The organism is Pseudomonas veronii, assembly GCF_001439695.1.
Classification (GTDB): Bacteria; Pseudomonadota; Gammaproteobacteria; order Pseudomonadales; family Pseudomonadaceae; genus Aquipseudomonas; species Aquipseudomonas veronii.
The window spans coordinates 205,015-227,873 of record NZ_JYLL01000007.1 but is presented as its reverse complement, the minus strand read 5'-3'; the positions used below and the strand labels follow the sequence as shown (position 1 = coordinate 227,873).

Annotated in this window: 17 protein-coding genes and 2 tRNA genes; 7 read left to right on the top strand and 12 right to left on the bottom strand. The window is 61.5% G+C overall.

All coding sequences use genetic code 11. From position 1 onward, the window contains the following. Window positions 1-14: 14 nt before the first annotated feature. Window positions 15-1,214 carry a CaiB/BaiF CoA transferase family protein gene (locus TU80_RS12230; RefSeq protein ID WP_046382203.1) on the bottom strand — a complete coding sequence of 400 codons (1,200 nt, stop codon included), beginning with the start codon at window positions 1,212-1,214 and terminating at the stop codon, window positions 15-17. A 148-nt stretch (window positions 1,215-1,362) separates the two neighbouring features. Between TU80_RS12230 and TU80_RS12225 the strand changes: the two genes are divergently transcribed. Then, window positions 1,363-1,905 carry a YaeQ family protein gene (locus tag TU80_RS12225; protein WP_017846127.1) on the top strand — a complete coding sequence of 181 codons (543 nt, stop codon included), beginning with the start codon at window positions 1,363-1,365 and terminating at the stop codon, window positions 1,903-1,905. A 57-nt stretch (window positions 1,906-1,962) separates the two neighbouring features. Further along, window positions 1,963-3,672 carry a single-stranded-DNA-specific exonuclease RecJ gene (recJ, locus tag TU80_RS12220; RefSeq protein ID WP_046382204.1) on the top strand — a complete coding sequence of 570 codons (1,710 nt, stop codon included), beginning with the start codon at window positions 1,963-1,965 and terminating at the stop codon, window positions 3,670-3,672. A gap of 107 nt (window positions 3,673-3,779) precedes the next feature. Here the strand turns inward: recJ and TU80_RS12215 are convergent, their stop codons facing one another. From TU80_RS12215 to TU80_RS12185, 7 genes are all read right to left on the bottom strand, one after another. Further along, window positions 3,780-5,060: a virulence factor family protein gene (locus TU80_RS12215; RefSeq protein WP_046382205.1), complete on the bottom strand. Its 1,281-nt coding sequence runs from the start codon at window positions 5,058-5,060 to the stop codon at window positions 3,780-3,782. Next, window positions 5,060-7,702 (bottom strand): bifunctional lysylphosphatidylglycerol flippase/synthetase MprF, encoded by a 2,643-nt coding sequence (gene mprF, locus TU80_RS12210; protein ID WP_057004564.1) that lies wholly within the window; start codon window positions 7,700-7,702, stop codon window positions 5,060-5,062. Before mprF ends, TU80_RS12215 begins: the two co-directional genes overlap by 1 nt. Before the next feature lie 267 nt (window positions 7,703-7,969). After that, window positions 7,970-8,046, bottom strand: a tRNA-Met gene (locus tag TU80_RS12205). A gap of 174 nt (window positions 8,047-8,220) precedes the next feature. Continuing rightward, window positions 8,221-9,345: an ABC transporter permease gene (locus tag TU80_RS12200; protein ID WP_046382207.1), complete on the bottom strand. Its 1,125-nt coding sequence runs from the start codon at window positions 9,343-9,345 to the stop codon at window positions 8,221-8,223. A 1-nt stretch (window position 9,346) separates the two neighbouring features. Then, entirely contained in the window at window positions 9,347-12,088 is a 2,742-nt protein-coding gene (rbbA, locus tag TU80_RS12195; protein WP_079444617.1) for a ribosome-associated ATPase/putative transporter RbbA, read from the bottom strand. 2 nt (window positions 12,089-12,090) lie between these two features. After that, window positions 12,091-13,134, bottom strand: a complete 1,044-nt coding sequence (locus TU80_RS12190; protein WP_057004563.1) for an HlyD family secretion protein — start codon at window positions 13,132-13,134, stop codon at window positions 12,091-12,093. A 298-nt stretch (window positions 13,135-13,432) separates the two neighbouring features. After that, window positions 13,433-13,509: transfer RNA gene (locus tag TU80_RS12185), tRNA-Met, on the bottom strand. 281 nt (window positions 13,510-13,790) lie between these two features. On the opposite strand from TU80_RS12185, the gene dinB reads away from it, so the two are divergent. Beyond that, window positions 13,791-14,849, top strand: coding sequence for a DNA polymerase IV (dinB, locus tag TU80_RS12180; RefSeq protein WP_046382209.1), 1,059 nt, complete (start codon window positions 13,791-13,793; stop codon window positions 14,847-14,849). 69 nt (window positions 14,850-14,918) lie between these two features. On the opposite strand, the gene TU80_RS12175 is transcribed toward dinB, so the two are convergent. The 4 genes from TU80_RS12175 to TU80_RS12160 form a co-directional block, all read right to left on the bottom strand. Continuing rightward, the gene (locus TU80_RS12175) at window positions 14,919-15,872 is read right to left on the bottom strand and encodes a hypothetical protein (protein WP_057004562.1); all 954 of its coding nucleotides are present in this window, start codon (window positions 15,870-15,872) and stop codon (window positions 14,919-14,921) included. A gap of 20 nt (window positions 15,873-15,892) precedes the next feature. Continuing rightward, the gene (locus tag TU80_RS12170; protein WP_017846118.1) at window positions 15,893-17,608 is read right to left on the bottom strand and encodes a proline--tRNA ligase; all 1,716 of its coding nucleotides are present in this window, start codon (window positions 17,606-17,608) and stop codon (window positions 15,893-15,895) included. 208 nt (window positions 17,609-17,816) lie between these two features. Further along, the gene (locus TU80_RS12165) at window positions 17,817-19,349 is read right to left on the bottom strand and encodes an AmpG family muropeptide MFS transporter (protein WP_057004561.1); all 1,533 of its coding nucleotides are present in this window, start codon (window positions 19,347-19,349) and stop codon (window positions 17,817-17,819) included. Between the two features lie 43 nt (window positions 19,350-19,392). After that, on the bottom strand, window positions 19,393-19,707 hold the full coding sequence (locus tag TU80_RS12160; protein WP_186355047.1) for an MGMT family protein: 315 nt from the start codon (window positions 19,705-19,707) through the stop codon (window positions 19,393-19,395). A gap of 192 nt (window positions 19,708-19,899) precedes the next feature. On the opposite strand from TU80_RS12160, the gene TU80_RS12155 reads away from it, so the two are divergent. The 4 genes from TU80_RS12155 (at window position 19,900) to TU80_RS12140 (ending at window position 22,827) form a co-directional block, all read left to right on the top strand. After that, entirely contained in the window at window positions 19,900-20,907 is a 1,008-nt protein-coding gene (locus tag TU80_RS12155; protein WP_057004560.1) for a DUF481 domain-containing protein, read from the top strand. A 101-nt stretch (window positions 20,908-21,008) separates the two neighbouring features. After that, window positions 21,009-21,740, top strand: a complete 732-nt coding sequence (locus TU80_RS12150; RefSeq protein WP_057004559.1) for a HugZ family pyridoxamine 5'-phosphate oxidase — start codon at window positions 21,009-21,011, stop codon at window positions 21,738-21,740. 67 nt (window positions 21,741-21,807) lie between these two features. After that, window positions 21,808-22,284 carry an FxsA family protein gene (locus TU80_RS12145; RefSeq protein ID WP_017846113.1) on the top strand — a complete coding sequence of 159 codons (477 nt, stop codon included), beginning with the start codon at window positions 21,808-21,810 and terminating at the stop codon, window positions 22,282-22,284. A 246-nt stretch (window positions 22,285-22,530) separates the two neighbouring features. Then, on the top strand, window positions 22,531-22,827 hold the full coding sequence (locus TU80_RS12140; RefSeq protein ID WP_017846112.1) for a co-chaperone GroES: 297 nt from the start codon (window positions 22,531-22,533) through the stop codon (window positions 22,825-22,827). The last annotated feature ends 32 nt before the right edge of the window (window positions 22,828-22,859 follow it).

The following is a 22,859-nucleotide window of genomic DNA, read 5'->3' as shown; positions in this document are numbered from 1 at the left end:
TCTTGAACGCGCCATCAGATCGCCCCTTGTTCACGCAAGCGGATGATGGCCGCCGCGTCATAGCCCAGCTCACCGAGTACCACGCTGTTGTGTTCGCCCAGTTGCGGCCCCACCCACTCGCAACTGCCAGGGGTGTCGGAGAGCTTGGGCACGATGCCTGGCATCTTGAAGTCCTTGCCGTCGGGCAGTTGCGCCTTGAGGAACATTTCCCGCGCCAGGAATTGCGGGTCCCCGAGCATGTCTTCGGCGCTATAGATGCGGCTGGCCGGCACCTCGGCCTTGTTGAGCTGCTCGACCACCTGTTCCAGCGGCAGCGAATTGACCCAGCGATCAATCACGCCATACAGCTCGTCGCGGCGCTCGTCACGCCCGTCATTACTGGCCAATTGCGGGTCGTTGGCCAGATCCTCACGGCCGATGGCGGACATGAAGCGCTTGAAGATCGCATCGCCGTTGGCGCCGATCTGCACATGCTTGCCGTCCGCGCTGGTGTGGATCGAGGACGGAGTGATGCCGGGCATGATGTTGCCGGTGCGTTCGCGGATGAACCCGAACACATCGAACTCCGGGATCATGCTTTCCATCATGGCGAAGATGGCCTCATACAGTGCTACATCCACCACTTGGCCCAGCCCGCCGTTGACCTCGCGGTGACGCAACGCCATCAGCGCGCCGATCACCGCCCACAGAGCGGCAATGGAGTCGCCGATGGAAATCCCGGTGCGTACCGGCGGGCGGTCTTCAAAGCCGGTGATGTAACGCAGCCCGCCCATCGATTCGCCGACCGCGCCAAACCCCGGCTGGTCTTTCATCGGGCCGGTCTGGCCAAAGCCCGAGAGGCGCACCATCACCAGCTTGGGGTTCAGCGCGTGCAGGGTGTCCCAGCTCAGGCCGAGCTTTTCCAGGACGCCGGGGCGGAAGTTCTCGATCAGGATGTCGGCGTCCGCCAGCAACTGCTTGAGGATGGCCAGGCCGTCGGGGTGCTTGAGGTTCAGCGTCAGTGATTTTTTGTTGCGTGCCTGTACGAACCACCACAGCGAGGTGCCTTCGTACAGCTTGCGCCATTTGCGCAGCGGGTCGCCGCCGTCCGGGGATTCGACCTTGATCACTTCGGCGCCGAATTCGGCGCAGATGCGTGAAGCGAACGGGCCGGCGATCAGGGTGCCGAGTTCGATGACTTTCAGGCCGGCAAGCGGTTTGGCGTTAAACGACATGAGGAACCTTTCATACGCAGCACAGTGGTGTAATGCCTTTTAACATAGGCGAGTCGCGCAGGGATAAGGATGATGCAGCGCAGGATTCGTTGAATAGCCCTACCATCGGTTAGACTGCCCGCCTTTCCCTGTCTCTAGAAGCCCGTTCATGGCCCAGCCGTCCACGACCTACAAGTTCGAACTCAACCTCACCGACCTCGATCGCTCGGTGTACGAGAGCGTCAAACAGACCATTGCCCGCCACCCTTCGGAAACCGAAGAGCGCATGACCGTGCGTCTGCTGGCCTACGCCCTTTGGTACAGCGAGCAGCTGTCGTTTGGCCGTGGACTGTCAGATGTAGACGAGCCAGCCCTGTGGGAAAAAAGTCTGGATGATCGGGTTTTGCACTGGATCGAAGTCGGCCAGCCCGATGCCGACCGCCTGACCTGGTGCTCGCGTCGCGCCGAGCGTACCAGTCTGCTGGCTTACGGCAGCCTGCGCGTGTGGGAAGGCAAGGTGATTCCGGTGGCGAAAACCCTGAAGAACGTCCACATCGCCGCCGTGCCGCAGGAAGTCCTCGAGACCCTGGCCAAGGACATGCCCCGCGTGATCAAGTGGGACGTGATGATCAGCGAAGGCACGATCTTCGTCACCGATGATCGTGGCCAGCATGAAGTGCAACTGCAATGGCTGATCGGCGAGCGCGGTTGAGCTAGCGCTTGTAGCTTGCCGCTAATATTTCCCCTACAGAGAATTTCCCAGCGTCCCATGCGTATCGATCCCCGCCCGTTGCCTGCTGTCCTGCCGTTTCTCGGTGAATTGCCACCGCTGTTGACCCGCCTCTACGCTGCGCGCGGGGTGCGCTCGGAAGCTGAGCTGGACAAGAGCCTGGCGCGGTTGATCCCTTATCAGCAGCTCAAGGGCATCGACGCCGCGGTAGACCTGCTGGTGACAGCCTTGGAGCAACGCCAGCGCATCCTGATCGTCGGCGACTTCGACGCCGATGGCGCCACTGCCAGTACGGTGGGCACCCTGGGCCTGCGCTTGCTCGGTGCGGCCCATGTCGATTACCTGGTGCCCAACCGTTTCGAATACGGCTACGGCCTGACGCCAGAAATCGTCGCCGTAGCGCTGCAGCGCGAGCCGCAGTTGCTGATCACCGTGGATAACGGCATCTCCAGCGTCGAAGGCGTGGCGGCAGCGAAGGCGGCGGGGCTCAAGGTGCTGGTCACCGACCACCACTTGCCGGGGGATGAGTTGCCGGCGGCGGATGCCATCGTCAACCCGAACCAGCCCGGCTGTGAGTTTCCGAGCAAGGCGTTGGCCGGGGTCGGGGTGATCTTTTATGTCTTGATGGCCCTGCGTGCCCGTTTGCGCAGCCTGGGCTGGTACGAGAACACGCAGCAGCCGAACATTGGCGAGTTGCTTGACCTGGTCGCCCTGGGCAGCGTTGCCGACGTGGTGCCGCTGGACGCCAATAACCGCATCCTGGTCCACCAGGGCTTGGAGCGTATCCGTGCCGGTCGCGCGCGGCCGGGGATCAAGGCGATCCTCGAAGTGGCCAAGCGTGACCACGCTCGCCTCACGTCCACCGACCTCGGGTTTATCCTCGGGCCACGGCTCAATGCCGCCGGGCGCCTGGACGATATGAGCCTGGGCATCGAATGCCTGCTCACCACGGATTTCGCCGCTGCACGGGAAATGGCCGCGCAACTGGACGGCATGAACCAGGACCGCAAATCCATCGAACAAGGCATGCAGCGCGAGGCCCTGGCCCAGCTCAAGGACTTGCCGCTGGAGTCGATGCCGTATGGCTTGTGCCTGTTCGACCCGGAGTGGCACCAAGGTGTGATCGGGATTCTGGCGTCGCGCATGAAAGAGCGCTATTTCCGTCCGACCATCGCCTTTGCCGACGCCGGTGATGGCCTGCTCAAGGGCTCAGGCCGCTCGGTGCAGGGCTTTCACATCCGCGATGCGCTGGCGGTGGTGGCGAGCCAGCATCCCAACCTGATCAGCAAATACGGCGGTCACGCCATGGCGGCCGGCCTGACATTGCCCGAGGCGAATTTCCCGTTGTTTGCCCAGGCCTTCGATGCCGAAGTGCGTCGGCAACTGCGCGAAGAAGACTTGACCGGCCGGCTATTGTCCGACGGCACCCTGGCGGTGGAAGAGTTTCACCTGGAGCTGGCGCGCGCGCTGCGGCATGCCGGCCCCTGGGGGCAGCACTTCCCCGAGCCGTTGTTTCACGGGGTGTTTCAGTTGGTCGAGCAGCGTGTGGTGGGGGAGCGGCACCTGAAAGTGGTGCTCAAGAGCGAATGCGGCTCCGTGAAGCTCGATGGCATTGCGTTTGGGGTTGACCGTGAGGTCTGGCCGAACCCGACCGTGCGTTGGGTGGAGTTGGCCTACAAGCTGGATGTGAACGAGTTCCGTGGGCAGGAAACCGTGCAGTTGATGATTGCGCATATCGAGCCGCGCTAGTTCCAACCCCAATGTGGGAGGGGGCTTGCCCCCGATAGCGGTATGACTGACCTATCGCTATCGGGGGCAAGCCCCCTCCCACATTGGGTTTTGCGTACAGCGCGGAATTACTCGGCCTTGGCCTGGTGCTTGACGATGATATCCACCAAACGCTTGGCCAGCGCCGGGTAGTTCTCATCGAAGTGGTGCCCGCCCGGCAGCTTGATCGCTTCGCCGACGGCGGTCTTGTCGGTGCAGCCGCTTTCGTCGACCTCTTCGGCACCGTAGATGCACACCACCTTGGCCGCTGGCAGCTTGGCCATTTCCGGGCCGGTCGCGGCTTCTTTGCCGGCGTTGCCCAGCCAACCTTCCACTTCGATTTCAAAGCTGCCGGTGCGTGCGAACGCCAGCAGGATGATTGCGTCGACGCGCTGCTGCTCGCTTTCCGGCATGCGGTTGTAGATGGCCGGCAACACGTCGGCGCCGAACGAATAGCCGGTCAGTACGAAGCGCTTGGTGCCCCATTTCTGCCGATAGTGCTGCATCAGCTCGCTGAGGTCCTTGGCGCTTTGTTCCGGAGTCTTGTGCTGCCAGTAGTAGCGCAGGGTGTCGATGCCCACGACCGGGTAGCCGATCTTGGCCATTTCACCGGCCACGTCGCGGTCGAGGTCACGCCAGCCGCCGTCACCGGAGAGGAACAGGGTCACGGTGTCCTTGGCCTGGCCTGCCGGGACTTCCACGACTGGAATCGCCAGGCCGCCATTGTCCGAACCGACCAGTTGCTTGCGCAGTTCGTTATTCAGCACTTGTGGGTAGTGAATGTCGTAGTCGCTGATGCTGGTGGTGGCGCGGGGGGTGTCGCGCACGAAACTGGCGCTTTCATCGTCAGGGTTGTCGTTCCACGCCACCAGCCAGTTGCCGTGGGCGGCGGTTTTCGGCAGCGGGTCTTTGCAGCCCTCCTGCACCAGGGCGAAGCCGACGGAGATGGCATTGGCCTTGTCGTCGTTCTGTGTGGCCAGCCAGCGCCAGGCGAGGGCTGCGCCAGGGCCGATGCCGCTGACCAGCGTCGCAGGGCCCTTGAGCTGGCTCAGGGCGCCTTGCAGTGCCTGTTGCTGCAGTGTGCAGTCATCCTTGGGCAGGATCACCTGCACGATCTGCGCCTTGCCGCCCTGGCTGAGGGCAATCAGTTGGCTGTCGGTCAGGGTCTCGTCAGCCATCACCGCCACGGCCACGCGGGCTTTGGGGGTGCCGGCCGGGGTGACGCGGGTCATCACCGAGCCATCGGCCTGGGGCAGTTGCTCCAGGGTCGGCTGTGGGGCAGGGCGGTTCCAGTACCAATAGCCGCCACCCAGGACCACGGCGAGCAGCACCACAAAGGCTAATACATACCGCCAGGAGCGTCGAATCATCAGCGTTTCACCAATCCAGTCAAGCCGCCTGCGATCAGGGCGGCGGTATCGGCCAGTGCCACCAGCGGATCAAGTCCTGCGGGCACGGCCATGTAACGGGGTTCCCAGTCAGGCTGGAACTTGTCTTTGAAGCGGCGCAAACCTTGGAAGTTATACAGTTGCTCGCCACGGCGGAACACCATCGAGCCCAGGCGTTGGGTCAGCGGCGCGCCACGACGCGGTTGCAGGCCAGACAATGGCACCATGCCGAGGCTGAAGCGAGCATAACCGTGGCTCTTATAGTGTTGAATCAGGCCGACCATCATGAATTCCATGGTCAGCTTGGGCGCATCGGGGTGGGCGCGCATCAGGTCGAGGCTGGCCAGGTCGTGGCTGTAGGTCTCGAGCAGGTTGGCGAAGGCCACCGGGTGCCCTTCGAAGCGAATGATCGCGATGCGAAAGTGCTTGAGGTAGTCGTCGCTGAAGCGTCCCAGGGAAAACCCCTTCTCCCGCACGTTCTTGCCGGTCAGCCAGGCGTCGGAAATAACCTTGAGTTCGTCCATCGGCGCCGTGCCCGGTTCGTGGATCTCCAGGGACAAGCCATCCCGGGTGCCACGGTTCCAGGTGTAGCGCAAATCCTTCATCTCTTTGCCCTTGGCTTCCAGGTCAAAGCGTTTCAGGTCGACGCGGGCTTCTTCGCCCAGCTTGATCGCGGTCAGGCCGATGTCCATGTAGTACGGCAGGTTTTCCGCGCGTACCTGGTAGAACACCGGGCGCGCATGGTGGATGTCGCACAGGTCGCGGAACTGCCAGATCATCTCGGCGCGGGGTTGGGTCGGGCCGATCGGGTCGTACAGGGCTACCAGGCTGCGCCCGCGACGGGCGTACATCAGGAAGGCTTCGTCGTTGGGGTGGAACAGCAGCGCCTTGTCGCCGGTCAGCGCCAGGCCGCCGTCGGGTTGCGATGAGGCCATCAGGATCTTGGTGGCGCGTTCCAGTTCTTCGGCTGTCGGCAGGTGGATCACCGGGCGCGCGGTACGCAGCAGCCAGGTCAGCGACACGATCACCAGCAGCACCGCGGCCCCCAACAGCGAGCGCAGGCCGCGCGGGGCGTTGGCGTCGAGGGTGAACTGCCACCACAGTTGGTGGCTATACGGGACGTCTTGATAGGCAAACAGCAGCAGCCAGATCGAAGCCCCCAGCACGCACACGCTGGCTACCAGATACAGCGGCGAGAACGGCAATTCGGTCAGTCGGCTGGCGCGGTAGAAGGAGCGGCGGAAGATCGCCAGCAGCACGGCGGTCATGGTCATCAGGCTGGCTTCTTCCCAGTCGAAGCCCTTGAGCAGTGAGAGCAGGGCGCCGGTCAGCAGCAGCACCATGGTCAACATCCAGGCCGCCGACAAGCGTCGACGCAGGCCTTGGGCCAGCAACAGACACAACACGCCGATCAGGCTCGCGCCAAAGTGCGAGGCGTCAATCAGGCGGTGGGGAATCAGGAAGCCGATGTTTTCCAGGCGTGAGTCGATCTCCGGCGTGGCGCCGGAAAACAGCAGGACCACGCCGGACAAAAAAACCAGTACGGCCAGCACCGGCGCGGCGAAGCCCGACGCCACGCGCAGGCTCTGCTGGGTCTGGAACAGGCGCTGGGCCTCGTTGACCAGCAGGAACACACAGGCGATCAGCAGCGGCAGCACCACATAGATCATGCGGTACAGCAGCAGGGCGGCGGCCAATGGCGCGGCGCCGAGCTTGTCGGCAAAGGCCGCGAGCAGGATCGCCTCGAACACCCCGACGCCACCCGGCACATGGCTGAGTACGCCAGCGGCCAGCGCCAGCAGGTACACCAGCAGGAACGGGCCGAACGGTGGCGCTTCCGGCAGCAGCATATAAAGGACGGTGGCGGCAGCGGCGACGTCCAGCGCGGTGATGATCAGTTGCAGGAACGTCAGGCGTCGACCGGGCAGGCGCAGGGTGCGGCGGCCGACCTTGACCAGCAGGTTGTCCGCGTAGGGCTGTTCCGGCAGGCGACGGCGATAAATCCCGATGCACAGCGCGGCCGACAACAGCAACACGACGCCGGCAATCGCCCCCAGCAAGCCTTGCGACACATGCAGGGCAGTGGACGCGGCGGGCAAGTTGCTCAAGGTGGCCAAGGCCGCCAGCGGCGGCAGGGCGCAGCCCAGGGAGAGGCTGGCGAACACAGTCATGCGGGCGACTTCCGAAGCCCCGATGCCATGGCGCGCATATAAACGGTAACGCACCGAACCGCCCGAGAGCATCGACAGGCCAATGGCGTTGCCGATGGCAAAGGCGGTAAAGCCGCCGAGGGCGAGGGTCTTGCGGGGCAGTTTCACCCCGGCATAGCGTGCGCCGGAGAACTCATAGCCCAATAGAATGACGAAGCCGGCGATGGCGGCGACGAACGCGCCCAGCAACGCCGGTTTGGGTACTTCCAGGATCGAGTCGTGGAGGGCGTAGAGATCCAGTTCCAGCAGCAGGTGTCGGCAGGCGATCAGGGCGATTGCGAACAGCAACAGCGTCACGGCCAGCCCGATGGGTTGCCGATACTTGCTTAACAGATCCAGCCAGCGCAAACGGGTGGGAGTGATCGGTTGTGTCGCTGTGACAGGGTCTTGTGGTTCAGACGAGTTGGCGCGCATCAATCACCTCGTGGATTGTGCGCGACAGGATGGGGGTATCCAGCCAAGTTACCAATCCCTATGGACAAAATAATTACAAATATTAACGCGGATCACCGGATGCGGCGACTGCGGCCATTGGTCGTAGAAGGATCAAGCATAGCGTGCGATGAAATGGACTCCACGAAACGTCTAGGGTTTCATGAAAGATGCCATGTCATTGTTTCAGAAGAACTTTTTTGTCAGATACAAAAAAGGCCACTCTTTCGAGTAGCCTTTTTTGATGTTTGGTTGCGGGAGCCGGATTTGAACCGACGACCTTCGGGTTATGAGCCCGACGAGCTACCAGACTGCTCCATCCCGCGTCTGTGGCCGGCATTCTACAGCCCAGCGGCGGAGTGTCAACCGTTAATGGTCCGTTGGGTCAAATAAGTGCAAATTGGCCGTTGAATCTCAACGAAATGCGCTAAGTGCGCGCTCGGGCAAGGTTTTTTGTCGGACAATCGTCCACGCCTGACGCGGGCAGGCGCAAAAAAGCCTTAGCGCAAGGTCGCAACAGACTGGCGGAACAGCAGCAAACTCATCGCGATAAATGTCACGCCCATCACCAGGACCGTCACGAACTCTTTCCACACGATATCGAGGCCCGCGCCTCGATACACGATCGCCTGCATGAAGCTCACATAGTGCCGCGACGGGAAAAACCACGTCACGTACTGGACCCATTGCGGCTGGCTCTCGATGGGCGACATGCCGCCCGACAGCATCATCATCGGCATGACGGCCATCATCATCAGCAGGGCAAATTGCGCCATGGTGCGGGCGAGGGTGCCAAGAAAGATGCCGATCGCTGCCGTGGCGAAGATATAGATGAGGGTGCCGAGCAGCAGCACACCGCGCGAGCCAGCAATCGGAACGTCGAGAAGGCCCTCGACCACGAACAACAGGGAACAGATGAAACCGATGAAGATCACCAGCCCGCTCGACCACACTTTGGCGAGCGCTATCTCGAAGGCCGTCAACGGCATCACCAACAAGTGCTCGATCGTGCCGTGCTCGCGCTCGCGCAAGAGCGCCGCGCCGGTCAGGATAATGATCAGCATCGACAACTGATCGGCAAGGCCGACGATCGCGCGGAACCAGGATTGTGTGCCGTTGGCATTGAAGGCGCGGCGCACGACGAGATCGGAGGGCAGCCCGGTGGTTTGCTGCGCCTCCTGTCGGTAGCGCGTGACTTCGTCGGTCACCATGTTCTGGATATAACCCGACCCCAGGGACGCCTGCTGGACCGCGGTGGCGTCTGCGTTGACCTGGACTTCGATATCGCGGCCCTTTCGCACATCCGCTTCAAAGTGCGGAGGAATCACGATGACGAGGGTGTAAAGGCCGTTGTCCATGCCGCGATCGATGTCGGCGGCACTGATCATCTTGGCTGCCTGGAAGTACGGCGGATAGAACAGTCCGGCAATCGATCGCGACAGGCTGGAGTGGTCCTCGTCGACGATCGCCACGGAGGCATTGTTGACGGTCTCGCCGGCTCCGGTCGACTGCATATAAATGCTGAGGCCGAAGGAATAGATGATGAAGAGGATCATCATCAGGTCCTTCGAGAGGGTGCGCAGATCTTTGACGCCGAGCCAGAAAATGTTGGAGAGACTCTGCATCTTATTTCTCCTGTTTGCGCAGGAGCAGCGCGGACAGCAATAAGAAGGCCGGGCAAAACAGGCTCAGCGCGAGCAGGTCGGTCACCATGTCGGTGAAGCCAAGCCCCTTGGTAAACGCACCGACACTCATGTGCATGTAATAGCTCGTCGGCCAGAGGTACCCCATGAGGCGCGCGCCGCCCTCCAGCGTCGAGACGGGCTGCATCATGCCGGAGAACTGCATGGTCGGCAGCATCGACAGCACCGCTCCGGCGAACACCGCTGCGACCTGGCTTGAGGTGAACGTCGAGATGAACAGCCCGTAGCCGGTGGCCGCCGCCACATAGAACAGCGCGCCCAGGGTCAGCGTGAGGCCGTCGCCCTTGAGCGGAACATCGAAGAGGAACCGCACGGTCACGGTCATGATGAAGAAATTGATCATGCCGACGCCAATGTAGGGCAGTTGTTTGCCGATCAGGAACTCCAGGCGCGTCGTGGGCGTGGCGTAGAAGTTCGTGATCGTGCCGATCTCCTTTTCACGGGCAACGCTGACGGCTGTGAGAATGGCGAGAAACATCATGAGCAACATCGCCGGCACGGCCGGCCCGATTGCATAAATGCTCTCGGCCGTCGGGTTGTAACGGTTGCGGATCACGATGCTGGTCGTCGGTTTCTTGCTCGCTACGTCGCTGGACTGGCGCTTTCTCTCTTCGGCGAAGAGGTTGTGCGCCGACTCGACGTAACCCTCGATGGTGGCGGCACGCGAGGTGTTGGCGCCGTCGATCCAGGCCGATACCTGCCAATCCGAGTCGCGCTTTACCAGGCGCCCGAAGCCAGGTGGGATTTCGATGGCCAGCGTGATGTCGTTCGACTTCAGGCGCCTTTGCATTTCGTCGACACTGTGGATCGGCGTCTTTTCGGTGAAATATCGGGAGCTCGAGTAGTTGGCGAGATAGGCTCTGCTCTCCGGCGTGTCGTCGTGGTCGAACGCCGCATAGGTGAGGTTGGTCACATCGCTGGAGACGCCGAAGCCGAAGATCAACAGCATGATGAAGGAGCCGAGGAAGGCGAAGGCGAGCCGCACCGGATCGCGCATAAGCGACAACGTCTCGCACTTGGTAAAGGCCAGGAGGCGGCGCAGCGGCATGAAGGTCGAGCGGCTGGGCGACAACGCCGCTGCATCGCGCTGGGTCTGCGCCTCGGCATCCGCCACGGAGGGCGCGGGCGCAGCGGGCTCGGCATCCTCGATATAGGCGATGAACGCCTCTTCGAGATTCGCGCTGCCCTTGGCGGTAATGACGTTTTGCGGCGTGTCGCAGACGAGGACGCGACCTGCGTGCATCAATGAGATGCGGTCGCAGCGCATGGCTTCGCTCATGAAATGCGTGGAGACGAAGATCGTGACATTGCGGGTTCGCGAGAGATCGCCGAGCAAACGCCAGAATTCATCGCGTGCCAGCGGATCGACGCCCGAGGTCGGCTCGTCAAGGATCAGCAACTCGGGGTCGTGAACGATCCCCACGGCCAGCGAAAGGCGCTGTCGCACGCCGAGCGGCAGCGAGTTCGCTTCGGTGTCGGCATAGTCGACAAGGCCGACATCGACCATGAGCTGGGCGATACGCGCGTTAGCGTGGTCCGCGGCCAGATGAAAAAGGCGTGCATGAAGACGCAGGTTTTGCCGCACGGTGAGTTCGCCATAGAGCGAGAACGATTGCGACATGAAGCCGACGCGCTGGCGGACCGACAGGTCGTTGGCATCGACAGGTTTGCCGCAGACCTCGGCCTCTCCCTCGCTTGGCGCCAGGAGTCCGGTCAGCATCTTCATGGTGGTGGTCTTGCCGCTGCCGTTCGAGCCGAGGAAGCCGAAGATTTCTCCGCGCTCGATGGCGAAGCTGACGTTATCGACCGCGGTGAAACTGCCGAAACGACGTGTCAGATTCCTCGCGACAATGACCGGCGCCTCGCTGCCTGGTTGGCGCGGCGGAATGACGAAGCGCTGCGCCGTCGATTTGTGCCCCGGCTGCAGGGCGGCAAACACCGCTTCGATGTCTTGTTGGCCGGTCTTCTCGCGCAGCTCATCCGCGGTGCCGCAGGCAAGCACGCGGGCGTGATCCATTGCGATGAGCCAATCGCATTGGCCGGCCTCGTCCATATAGGCGGTGGAGATGACGACACTCATCGTCGGTCGCTCGCGCCGCAGTTCGCTGATCAGGTCCCAGAACTGTCGACGCGACAACGGATCGACGCCGGTCGTCGGCTCATCGAGAATGAGCAGGTCGGGGTCGTGAATGAGCGCGCAGCACAGGCCGAGCTTTTGCTTCATGCCGCCCGACAGCTTTCCGGCCGGCCGCTCGAGAAACGCGAGTAAGCCTATCGCCGCCGCCAGGCGCCGGGTGCGTGCGTCACGTTCCGATGCGGACAGGCCGAAGAGGGTGGCGAAGAAGGCCAGGTTCTCGCGGACGCTGATCTCCTGATAGAGGTTTTTGCCGAGCCCTTGCGGCATATAGGCAATGCGTGTGCAGACGGAGCGGCGGTGCCGGGCATTGCTCATGCTGCCGCCGAGGACCTCGACCGATCCGGTCTGCATCTTCCGCGCACCGGCGATCAGGCCGAGCAGCGTGGACTTGCCGGCGGCGTCAGGGCCGATGATGCCCGTCATCTGGCCGCTCGGCAGTGCGAGCGAGACATTGTCGAGCGCTAGAACCTTGCCATAGACATGGCTCGCGTTGGAAACCTCGGCAATCAGCGCTGCGCGAGTCTCCATTATCAATCCTCGGCGTCGACAGGATCAGCCTGAATGCGCTTTTGCAGGGTGTCCGGCCAATTGGGCGGGTTCGGATCGAGGCGCACATAACCGATGCCGCGGGTGCCCGTTTTCACTTGGTTGAGGTGGCGCGCGATGAGGCTCGGCGGGATGCGCAGCTTGACCCGGAACATAAGCTTGTCGCGTTCGCTGCGCGTCTCGACCTGCTTGGGCGTGAACTGCGCGTCCGGCGACACGAAACTCACTTTGGCCGGCACGGCGAAGTCGGCACCGTCGAACACAATTCGCGCGGCCGACCCGATCGTTACGCGCATGGCCTGTTCGGAGGGGAGATAAATCTCCATGTAGATTTCGGACAGGTCGATGATCGTCAGCACCTTTCCGCCCGCCGAAACGACTTCCCCGGGGTTGACGAGACGATACAGAACACGCCCCTGCACGGGCGCCACAAGAATGGTGTCGGCGATCTGGGCGTCGGTCTGATTAACCAGGGCTTGTGCGGCCACCACCGAACGCTCGCGCGCGGTCACGGTCCGCTGCGCGGCGTCGAGAACGGCGCGCGCAGAATCGCGTTCGCCCTGCGCCTCATCGCGGTTGTCCTCACTGATCGCCCCGGTGACGATCAGCTTGAGGGCGCGGCGCAGCTTTGCTTCCTTGAGGGTCAGTTCTGCTTGCCGTTGCACGACAGTCGCCTTTGCCTCGAGCATCGAGGCCTCCTCGGAAGCCACGTCGGCGGCATATTTGGCACGTTGCGCTTGCAACTCCGTGGTATCGAGGCGGGCGAGCACCTGGCCTTCGGCGACGAGGTCGCCTTCCCGGGCCAGCACCTCGCGCACGCGTCCGGCCAGCTTCGCGGCGATGTCGATTTGGTCGGATTCGATGCGGCCGTTCCCGGAGACAATGCCCTCGGGCAACTTGCCTTGCTGGCTTTGCCACCAGTACCAGGCGCCACCGGCGCCGGCTGCCAAGACGATGACAAGGATCAGAACAATCCTTGTGACACGCCGCCAAGACCACTTTGCATCGTTACTCGGGATGGCCGTCATGATCCGATCCTTGAGTGGGGAGGCGTGAAGATCGATTGAGGCGTACACCAGCACCTGTCAGGCCGCGAGACGCAAACGCGAGCGCGTTATTTCATCCGTGGCGGCAGGTGAATTCCGATGCTTGCCCATCCGGGTAAACGTTACCAACCAAGGGCTGTACATAACGTTGATTTTTATCAAGCAATCGAGCCGAAACCGGGCGCGACCATCGCCCTCAGTCTCAGTCATTAAAATCAGCACAAACGAAAACACCGCCGCGACGGTGAGGTCGTGGCGGTGTTTGACGTGTACTTAAAACTGGTTGCGGGAGCCGGATTTGAACCGACGACCTTCGGGTTATGAGCCCGACGAGCTACCAGACTGCTCCATCCCGCGTCTGTGTGTCGGCATTCTACAGCGCAACGCAGGGGTGTCAACCTATGAATCGAAGAAAAGCGCTTGTGCTTCAATCGGTTAGCTCTCCATCACAGCCAGGTTGAGCCTTCGGGGCCAGTCTGGCCGAGGGTTTCAGCTCTATTGGCAGGTTAAATTCGATTGAGAAAATAAATTCATCTGAGAATTTTCCTACCGCTCAAGCGGAAGATTCAAACTACTGGTGCTATATACAGGGGTGAGTGCGATACTGCCCATCCGTTGGATTGCTCCCCTTCTTATATATGACGCAGCGCAAAATCATCCACGTCGACTGTGATTGCTTCTACGCCGCCATCGAGATGCGCGATGACCCGAGCCTGGCGCAAAAACCGCTGGCCGTCGGCGGCTCGGCGGATCGGCGCGGGGTGATCGCAACCTGCAACTACGAAGCGCGGGCCTATGGGGTGCGTTCGGCGATGTCATCACGCCATGCCTTGAAGCTCTGCCCCGACCTGACCATCGTCAAGCCGCGCATGGATGCCTATAAGGAAGCGTCGAAGGAAATCCACGGCATCTTTCGCGACTATACCGACCTGATCGAGCCGCTTTCCCTGGATGAGGCTTACCTGGACGTCTCCGACAGCCCGCATTTTGGCGGCAGCGCCACGCGTATTGCCCAGGACATCCGCCGCCGGGTCTCGAATCAATTGCATATCACCGTGTCCGCCGGTGTGGCGCCCAACAAGTTTCTGGCCAAGATCGCCAGTGATTGGAAGAAACCCAACGGCCTGTTTGTGATCACCCCGGACCAGGTCGAAGACTTTGTGTCGATATTGCCGGTGAAAAAGCTGCATGGCGTGGGCAAGGTGACCGCCGACAAGCTGGCGCGCCTGGGGATCGAAGACTGCCTGCAGTTGCGCGAATGGAACAAGCTGGCGCTGGTGCGCGAATTCGGCAGTTTTGGCGAGCGACTGTGGAGCCTGGCGCGTGGGATAGATGAGCGCGAGGTGCAGAACGACAGTCGTCGGCAATCGATCAGTGTGGAAAATACCTACGATGTGGACCTGCCAGATCTTTCAAGTTGCCTGGCGAAACTGCCTGAACTGATGGAAACCCTGGCTGGACGCATCGCGCGCATCGACAGCAGTTACCGCGCGGGGAAGCCGTTCGTGAAGGTGAAGTTTCATGACTTTACCCAGACGACCCTGGAGCAGGCGGGGGCAGGGCGGGACCTGGAGAGTTATCAACAGCTGATGACCCAGGCGTTCAATCGCGGTGGCAAGCCGGTGCGGTTGCTGGGGATTGGGGTGCGGTTGCTCGACCTGAGCAGTGGCAATGAACAACTCGAACTCTCCTGGTAGAACCCGGAAACCAAATGTGGGAGGGGGCAAGCCCCCTCCCACATTTAGATCTACAGCGTTTTCGAGGGCTCAGCGTGCGCCAGGATCCGCGACGAGTCGCCCCGCGTCCTTGGTCAGCGCTTGCAGGAATTCCTGCTGCAACTCCGGATCATTGTGGGTCAGTTCGATCAGGCTCTGCTCCAGTTCGCTGGCTTCTTCCTCCAGGCCCAGCTCCGACAGGCGCTTGACCCGGTGGACCCACTGGCTGACTTCGTCGTCTTCCAGGTCGTCGTAGATCAGGCCGTGGGCTTCGAGCAACTTGCCGCGCAGTGTGTGGCTCACCGCCAGGGTCGAGTCCGAATGTACGTCGTCCTGGCCATCTTCCACGCTGATCTTCAAGGTGCTGATGCGGTTCAGATCCTGCTCGGCAAACGGGCTGTCCAACAGGTTCAGGCGCAGTACGCCGTTGCGGTCGGTGGTCATTTCATACACTTGCCTGCCGGCGGTGACCTGCACCGGGCGTTCGCTCCAGGGCAGGCTCGAATACTCCACGCGCTTGTCGCGCTGGACTTCATCGATACCCGCCAGGTTCTGTTGCGCACGCCCGTGGGATTGCACGTTCATGAACGGGTTGATGCCGTCGATGCCGTAGCTCAGCCAATCGTGGGTCATGCTGGTCGGCAGGTTGCCGAGGGCGAAGATATTCGCCACGTTGGCGCCCGCGCCGGCCACCAAAGCGACCGCGCCCAGCGGCATCTCATAGAGTTTGCGCCAGGGTTGGTAGGGGGTGTAGCGGTCGTAACGACGGGTGACTTCGAATTCGGTGACCTCGAAGGTCTTCTGCTCGTGAATGCGAACCCGACGTTGCGGCAGCTCCAGCACTTTGGGTTCGCCTACATCGATCTGCAGGCTGTGGTCGAGCAACTTACGCTCGACCCGCTCCTCGTGCTCACTGCGTTGCGACATCTGGTTGGCGCAGCCGCTGACCAGCAGGGCGCCGCACAAGGCGGCGCCCCCCAGGGCTCTGGTGTTTCGCTTGAACATGACTTCTCTTGATCTGGTTTTCAGCGACGAATACGCGCCTGAAGGAAAGACAGCACGTCAGCCACCGGCAACGGTTGGGCTTCGGCTTCGGTCCGGCTCTTGTATTCCAGATTGCCATCGGCCAGGCCACGGTCACTGACCACGATCCGGTGCGGGATGCCAATCAGCTCCATGTCGGCGAACTTGATGCCCGGGCTGGTTTTCTTGTCGCGGTCGTCCAGCAACACTTCGAAACCGGCGGCCGTCAGTTCGGCATACAGTTTGTCGGTGGCTTCACGGACTTGCTCGGTTTCATAGCGCAGCGGCACCAGGGCCACCTGGAACGGCGCCAGGGCGTCACTCCAGATAATGCCTTTCTCGTCGTTGTTCTGCTCGATGGCAGCGGCAACCACGCGCGATACGCCAATGCCGTAGCAACCCATTTCGAGGGTGATCGGCTTGCCGTTTTCGCCCAGCACTTCGCACTTCATCGCCTTGCTGTACTTGTTGCCCAGCTGGAAGATGTGCCCGACTTCAATGCCGCGCTTGATTTCCAGGGTGCCCTTGCCATCCGGGCTCGGGTCGCCGGCGACCACGTTACGCAGGTCGGCCACGGTCGGCACCGGCAAGTCGCGTTCCCAGTTCACGCCGAAGTAGTGCTTGTCGTCGATGTTCGCGCCGATACCGAAGTCGCTCATCAGCTCGACCGAGCGGTCGATGATGATCGGCAGCGGCAGGTTCAGTGGGCCCAAGGAGCCGGCACCGGCGCCAATGGCGTCGCGCAGTTCGGCATCGGAGGCCATGACCAGCGGGCTGGCCACGCCCGGTTGCTGGGCGGCCTTGATTTCGTTGAGCTCGTGGTCGCCACGGATCACCAGGGCGATCAGCTTGCCGGCTTCCTCGGCGTGAACGATCAGGGTCTTGATGGTCTTTTCAATCGGCAGATTGAATTTTTCCACCAGGGCCGCGATGGTCTTGGTGTCCGGGGTGTCCACCAGGCGCAGTTCTTCAGCCGGGGCTGGACGGGCGGTTTCCCGTGGCACGGCTTCGGCTTTCTCGATGTTCGCCGCGTAGTCGGAACCGTTGCTGAACACGATATCGTCTTCGCCGGACTCGGCCAGTACGTGGAACTCGTGGGAGCCGGCGCCGCCGATGGAGCCGTTGTCCGCTTCAACCGGGCGGAATTTCAGGCCCAGGCGCGTGAACACGTTGCAGTAGGCGGTGTGCATGCGGTCATAGGTGACCTGCAAGGACGCCTGGTCGGCGTGGAACGAATACGCGTCCTTCATGATGAACTCGCGGCCGCGCATCAGGCCGAAGCGTGGGCGGATCTCATCACGGAACTTGGTCTGGATCTGATACAGGTTGAGGGGCAGCTGTTTATAGCTGCTCAACTCGTTGCGCATCAGGTCGGTGATCACTTCTTCATGGGTCGGGCCAGCGCAGAAGTCGCGGCCATGACGGTCCTTGAAGCGCAGCAATTCAGGGCCGTACTCTTCCCAGCGTCCGGATTCCTGCCACAGCTCGGCCGGTTGGGTGCTCGGCATCAACACTTCCAGAGAACCGGCAGCGTTCATTTCTTCGCGAACGATGGCTTCGACCTTGCGCATCACCTTCAGGCCCATGGGCAGCCAGGTGTACAGGCCAGAAGCCAGCTTGCGGATCATACCGGCGCGCAGCATCAGCTGATGGCTGATCACAACCGCGTCGGAAGGCGTTTCTTTCAGTGTGGCGAGCAAATATTGACTGGTACGCATGGTAGGCCGTTGTCGGTTGCTTGGACTTGAAGTGACTTGGGATTGTACGGGCGCAAACTGCCGCCGTACAGGCATCAGGACGCAGAGCTGTTTGTAGGAGCGAGCTTGCTCGCGAAGATCGTCAACGATGACGCGGGAAACCGGGATAAACGCGGTGTCTGTGACTTCTTCGCGAGCAAGCTCGCTACAGCTACAAGGGGAGGCTCTGTCAGTCTTCTGCCGGCGGATTCAAGCGAATCCGTCGGCTTTCCTGGAACCAATGCAGCGCAATCAGCAGCAAGGTCGGCACACCCAGCACGCAGGTGATCAGGAAGAAGTTGTGATAACCGAACTTCTCCACCATCACCCCCGAATACCCGCCGATCAGGCGCGGCAGCAACAGCATGATTGAACTCAGCAGCGCGTATTGGGTGGCGGAGAACTTGAGGTTGGTCAGGCTCGACAGGTAGGCGACAAACGCCGAGGTGGCAAGGCCTGAGCTGAAGTTGTCCAGGGAGATGGTGAAGATCAGCATCTGCAGGTCCGGGCCCATGTCGGCGAGCATCACGAACAGCAGGTTGGTGCCGGCCGAGGCGATGCCGCCGATGAGCAGGATCGGAAGGATGCCGAAGCGCACAATCAACAGGCCTCCCATGCCGGCGCCGACCAGGGTCATGATCAGGCCGAAGATCTTGCTGACCCCGGCAATCTGGTCCTTGGTAAAGCCCTGGTCGATATAGAACACGTTGGCCATCACGCCCATCACGGTATCGGACATGCGATAGGTGGCGATCAGCCCAAGCAGCAGCAGCGCCTGCCAGCGATAGCGCAGGATGAAGTCGTTGACCGGCGTCAGCACCGGCGCCAGGCCTCGGCGGCCCATGGCCGACAGGCACAATGTTGTCAGGGTGATGTAGAGGATGGCGCGCAGGAAGGCGCGGTCTTCCATTAACAGTTCCCACAGGCTGACACCGTGGAACAGCACGCTGGCGAAATCGGTGTTGTACAACTGGGTGAACGTCGCCGGCACCGACACCAACAGCACGATCAGCACAAACACCGACACCAACTGATGCACGAAACTGTAGCGTCCGGCCTGCAACTGGGTGCGCAGTGGCACATTGGGCTCGCGCATGAACAGGGTGGTCAGCAGCGCCGGAATCATCAGCACGCCGAACAGCACATAGGTGCCGGTCCACGCCGAGTGTTTATAGTTGAAACCGGTAGAGCCGAAACCTTCGGCAAAAAACAGCGCGCCGGCCGTGGCGAGCAGGGCGGCGATGCGGTAACCGGACATATAGCTGGCGGCCAGGGCAGCCTGGCGGCTGTCATCGGCGATTTCCAGGCGATAGGCATCGACTGCAATATCCTGGGTAGCCGAAGCGAAGGCGACGATCACCGCAATAGCGATCAGCCAGGACAAGTGTTTCTGCGGGTCGCAGAAGCCCATGCCGATCAATCCGAGGATCACCAGCGATTGGGCCAGTACCAGCCAGGAGCGACGACGTCCGAGTTTGCCCAGCAGCGGCAGGCGCCATTGGTCGAGCAATGGCGACCACACCCATTTGAAGGCATACGCCAAACCGATCAGGCTCGCATAGCCGATGGTCTCGCGGGCCACACCGGCCTCACGCAACCATACCGAAAGCGTCGAGAACACCAACATGTAAGGCAAGCCGGCGGCAAAGCCAAGCAACAACAGCACTAACGTCGAGGGGCTGGCATAGGCGGCGAGCGCGGCGCGCCAGGTTTTACGGGGCATGGGCTGGAGTCTGCCTCAGATTCACGGAAACAAAGCGCGCACTCTAACCGCTGTGCTCTACCGGGCGCCAGCCATGACGCTGAATATCCACGCGATTGTTCAGGATAGCGACACCTTCGTTGCGTAAACGCGCACGTTGTTCGTCGCCTGAGGCGCTGCCCGCCGGCAGGCTTATCCGACCGCCGGCAGCCAGCACGCGGTGCCAGGGCAAGCGGGTATCGTCGGGCAGTTGGCTCAGGGTGCGCCCGACCCAACGCGCCGCGCGCCCCAGCCCGGCGAGGTGGGCCAGTTCGCCGTAACTCACCACGCAACCTTCGGGGATTTGCGCCAGCGTCAGGTACAGCGCGGTGCGGCGCATCTCGGCAGGGCTTTGCGGGGCTTCGGCGGGTTGCTTCACGGTGGATATATCCGTTCAGATCGTCGGTTTCTTGTAAGAAACGTCTGTAAATATGCAGATGAGAACTGAACTCAACACAATTCATTGAGTCAGTCCTAGCTATCTAACACGATAACGCCCCTATTTCGCCAATCCTGAGCCCCTTATCTGCTTATGTTGTCCAGAACCCTGCTGTGCCTTGCTGTTTTCAGCGCCTCCACCCCCTTGCTCGCCGACACCGTCTGGTTAAAGAACGGTGACCGCCTGTCCGGCAAGATCAAGCTCTTCGACGGTGGCAAGCTGCTGATCCAGACCGACTATGCGGGGGCTATCCCGGTGGATTGGAAACAGGTGAAAACCCTGGAGAGCGATCAGGAGTTGTTGGTCAAGCAGGATGCCTACACCGGTGAGAAAGCCAAATCCTTGCAGGCTGCGGCTGATGGCAAAGTGGTGCTGGCCAATGGCGAGGCGCCCAAGACCGTGGAACTGGCCAGCATCCAGCAGATCATCAAGCCCAAGCCGGTGATCGAAGACCTGGTGTGGAAAGGCAATGTCGACATGGCGCTGGACTACAGGCGCGCCGAGAAAGACACCAACGACTACGACATCGACTTCAAAACCTCCGCCCGCCACGGCCAATGGCGCCACACCGGGCAGGGCGAGTACAACCGCGAGTTCCAGGACGACGTCACCACCACCGACAACTGGTCCCTGGAATACGACCTCGACCGCTTCATCACCGAGCACTGGTTCTGGCAGGGCCGCTTGACCTACAAGCGCGACAGGGTCGAAGACCTGTCCCGCCAACGCACTGTCGGCACCGGCCCGGGCTACCAATTCTGGGACGATGAGCTCGGCGCGTTCTCCCTGGGTTCGTTGGTCAACCGCACCGATTACGAATATTCCGATGGCGGCAAGGACAACTTCTATTCCCTGGCCATGAAGTGGGACTACAACCGCTACCTGATCGGCAAGACAGTTGAATTCTTCACCTCCGGCGAGTTGGGCAAGCCTATCGGCGGGCCGGCCGAGTATGCCCTCGATGCGGAAATGGGCCTGCGCTACAAGGTCACCGAGTGGGCGTCGCTCAATCTCAAGGCCGAGCGTGACGTGATCAGCGGCGACTCGGAAAGCAGCTTGAGCAAGACCCGCTACACCGCAGGGTTTGGCGTGGCCTGGTAATCCGCTTCGTGCCCGCTGGCAACCTGCGCGGATATTGATTACCTTGGCTTGAGATCCATTCCCATACGCTATGGGCGACTGAATTCCCGAGGAGTCATACGTTGAGCGCGCACGTTGCCAAGAACGCCCGAGAGCTGTTGCTCAAGGAATACCGTGGGGCCCTCTCCACATTGTCCAAAGCCATGCCCGGCTTTCCCTTCGGTTCGGTCGTGCCGTATTGCCTGGACGAGCAAGGCCGGCCGTTGATCCTGATCAGCCGGATCGCCCAGCACACCCATAACCTGCAGAAAGACCCCAAGTGTTCGCTGCTGGTCGGCGAGCGTGAAGCGGATGACGTGCAGGCAGTGGGGCGCCTGACCTACCTGGCCGAAGCCGAGCAATTGCACGACGCCGCCGCGATTGAAGCGGCCGCCGAACGCTATTACCGCTACTTCCCCGAATCGGCCAATTATCACCAGGCCCACGACTTCGACTTTTGGGTACTCAAGCCGGTACGTCACCGCTATATCGGCGGCTTTGGCGCGATTCACTGGCTTGACCGGTTGACCCTGGCCAACCCGTTCGCCGGCCCGGCCGAGCGCAGCATGGTCGAGCACATGAACGCCGACCACTCCAAGGCCATCGCCCATTACGTCGGGTTGGCCGGTTTGCCCACCCACGAGCCGGCGCAACTGGCCGGGATCGACAGCGAAGGCATGCACCTGCGCATAGGGCATGCGCTGCACTGGTTGCCGTTCGCCGAGTCTTGCAACACGCCGACACAAGTGCGCGAGGCCCTGGTTTCCTTGGCTCATGCTGAGGTCTGGCCGAAAAAAAGCGCCGCTGAAGCTTGAATTCACGAAATGGCGACGTCATCTAAGGTGGACTGGCAAGGCAATCTTGCGTTGAGGAAACCATTTGATGCGCCCTTTTTTATTGCTCTTTCTGCTGTTCCCGGTGTTGGAGCTGTTCGTATTCGTAAAAGTCAGTGGTGCGATCGGGTTTTTCCCGGCACTGCTGCTGATCATTCTCGGCTCGATGCTCGGCGTTCTGGTGCTGCGCGTCGCCGGTCTGGCCACGGCGCTGCGTGCCCGTGAAAGCCTGAATCGCGGCGAATTGCCGGCACAAACCATGCTCGAAGGGCTGATGATGGCCCTGGCCGGTGGCCTGTTGATCCTGCCAGGCTTCATCAGCGATGTGCTCGGCCTGGTCATGTTGCTGCCGTTCACCCGCAAGCTGCTGGCGGGCAAGATGCGCCAGCGCGCCGAAGAGGCTGCGATTCGCCAACGGGCGTTCGCCGACGACCTGCAACCCCGTGGCGGCCCGGCTCCGCGCCAGCCGTTGGGGCGAGAAGGTGATGTGATCGAAGGTGAGTTCGAGCATCGCGACAGCAAATAACCGCTTCACTGGCGCGGCCCCTTCGGGGGCTGTGTTGTTTTTAAGGGCCGGCAGACGCAAAAAAATTCATCGCCGGCCCCTTGTAATAAGCTGATGCGCCCTTATGTAACGGTCACCGCAAGGTTTCTGGTGGCGACACCAGACAGACTTCCGCGTTTCGCCCAGCGAACCGCGACCGGCCCCGCCGGATTTAACCTGCCGGTACTGACACCGGCCGATGAAAAACACAATTAGGAGAGATCGACAATGAGCAAGCTTCGTCCTCTGCACGACCGCGTCGTTATCCGTCGCAGCGAAGAAGAAAAGAAAACCGCTGGCGGTATCGTTCTGCCAGGTTCGGCTGCTGAAAAAGCCAACCACGGTGTGATCGTCGCTGCAGGCCCAGGCAAGACTCTGGAAAACGGTGAAGTACGTGCGCTGGCCGTTAAAGTCGGTGACAAGGTTGTATTCGGTCCTTACTCCGGCAGCAACACTGTGAAAGTCGACGGCGAAGACCTGCTGGTCATGGCTGAGAACGAGATTCTCGCCGTTCTGGAAGGCTGATTTCCCCGCTCATTTTCCCGTTACTACAAAGT

Excerpts from the sequence above, each read along its gene's own strand:
- TU80_RS12230 (WP_046382203.1), bottom strand. The coding sequence starts at position 1,214 with ATGTCGTTTAACGCCAAACCGCTTGCCGGCCTGAAAGTCATCGAACTC.
- TU80_RS12225 (WP_017846127.1), top strand. The coding sequence starts at position 1,363 with ATGGCCCAGCCGTCCACGACCTACAAGTTCGAACTCAACCTCACCGAC.
- recJ (WP_046382204.1), top strand. The coding sequence starts at position 1,963 with ATGCGTATCGATCCCCGCCCGTTGCCTGCTGTCCTGCCGTTTCTCGGT.
- TU80_RS12215 (WP_046382205.1), bottom strand. The coding sequence starts at position 5,060 with ATGATTCGACGCTCCTGGCGGTATGTATTAGCCTTTGTGGTGCTGCTC.
- mprF (WP_057004564.1), bottom strand. The coding sequence starts at position 7,702 with ATGCGCGCCAACTCGTCTGAACCACAAGACCCTGTCACAGCGACACAA.
- TU80_RS12200 (WP_046382207.1), bottom strand. The coding sequence starts at position 9,345 with ATGCAGAGTCTCTCCAACATTTTCTGGCTCGGCGTCAAAGATCTGCGC.
- rbbA (WP_079444617.1), bottom strand. The coding sequence starts at position 12,088 with ATGGAGACTCGCGCAGCGCTGATTGCCGAGGTTTCCAACGCGAGCCAT.
- TU80_RS12190 (WP_057004563.1), bottom strand. The coding sequence starts at position 13,134 with ATGACGGCCATCCCGAGTAACGATGCAAAGTGGTCTTGGCGGCGTGTC.
- dinB (WP_046382209.1), top strand. The coding sequence starts at position 13,791 with ATGACGCAGCGCAAAATCATCCACGTCGACTGTGATTGCTTCTACGCC.
- TU80_RS12175 (WP_057004562.1), bottom strand. The coding sequence starts at position 15,872 with ATGTTCAAGCGAAACACCAGAGCCCTGGGGGGCGCCGCCTTGTGCGGC.
- TU80_RS12170 (WP_017846118.1), bottom strand. The coding sequence starts at position 17,608 with ATGCGTACCAGTCAATATTTGCTCGCCACACTGAAAGAAACGCCTTCC.
- TU80_RS12165 (WP_057004561.1), bottom strand. The coding sequence starts at position 19,349 with ATGCCCCGTAAAACCTGGCGCGCCGCGCTCGCCGCCTATGCCAGCCCC.
- TU80_RS12160 (WP_186355047.1), bottom strand. The coding sequence starts at position 19,707 with ATGCGCCGCACCGCGCTGTACCTGACGCTGGCGCAAATCCCCGAAGGT.
- TU80_RS12155 (WP_057004560.1), top strand. The coding sequence starts at position 19,900 with ATGTTGTCCAGAACCCTGCTGTGCCTTGCTGTTTTCAGCGCCTCCACC.
- TU80_RS12145 (WP_017846113.1), top strand. The coding sequence starts at position 21,808 with ATGCGCCCTTTTTTATTGCTCTTTCTGCTGTTCCCGGTGTTGGAGCTG.
- TU80_RS12140 (WP_017846112.1), top strand. The coding sequence starts at position 22,531 with ATGAGCAAGCTTCGTCCTCTGCACGACCGCGTCGTTATCCGTCGCAGC.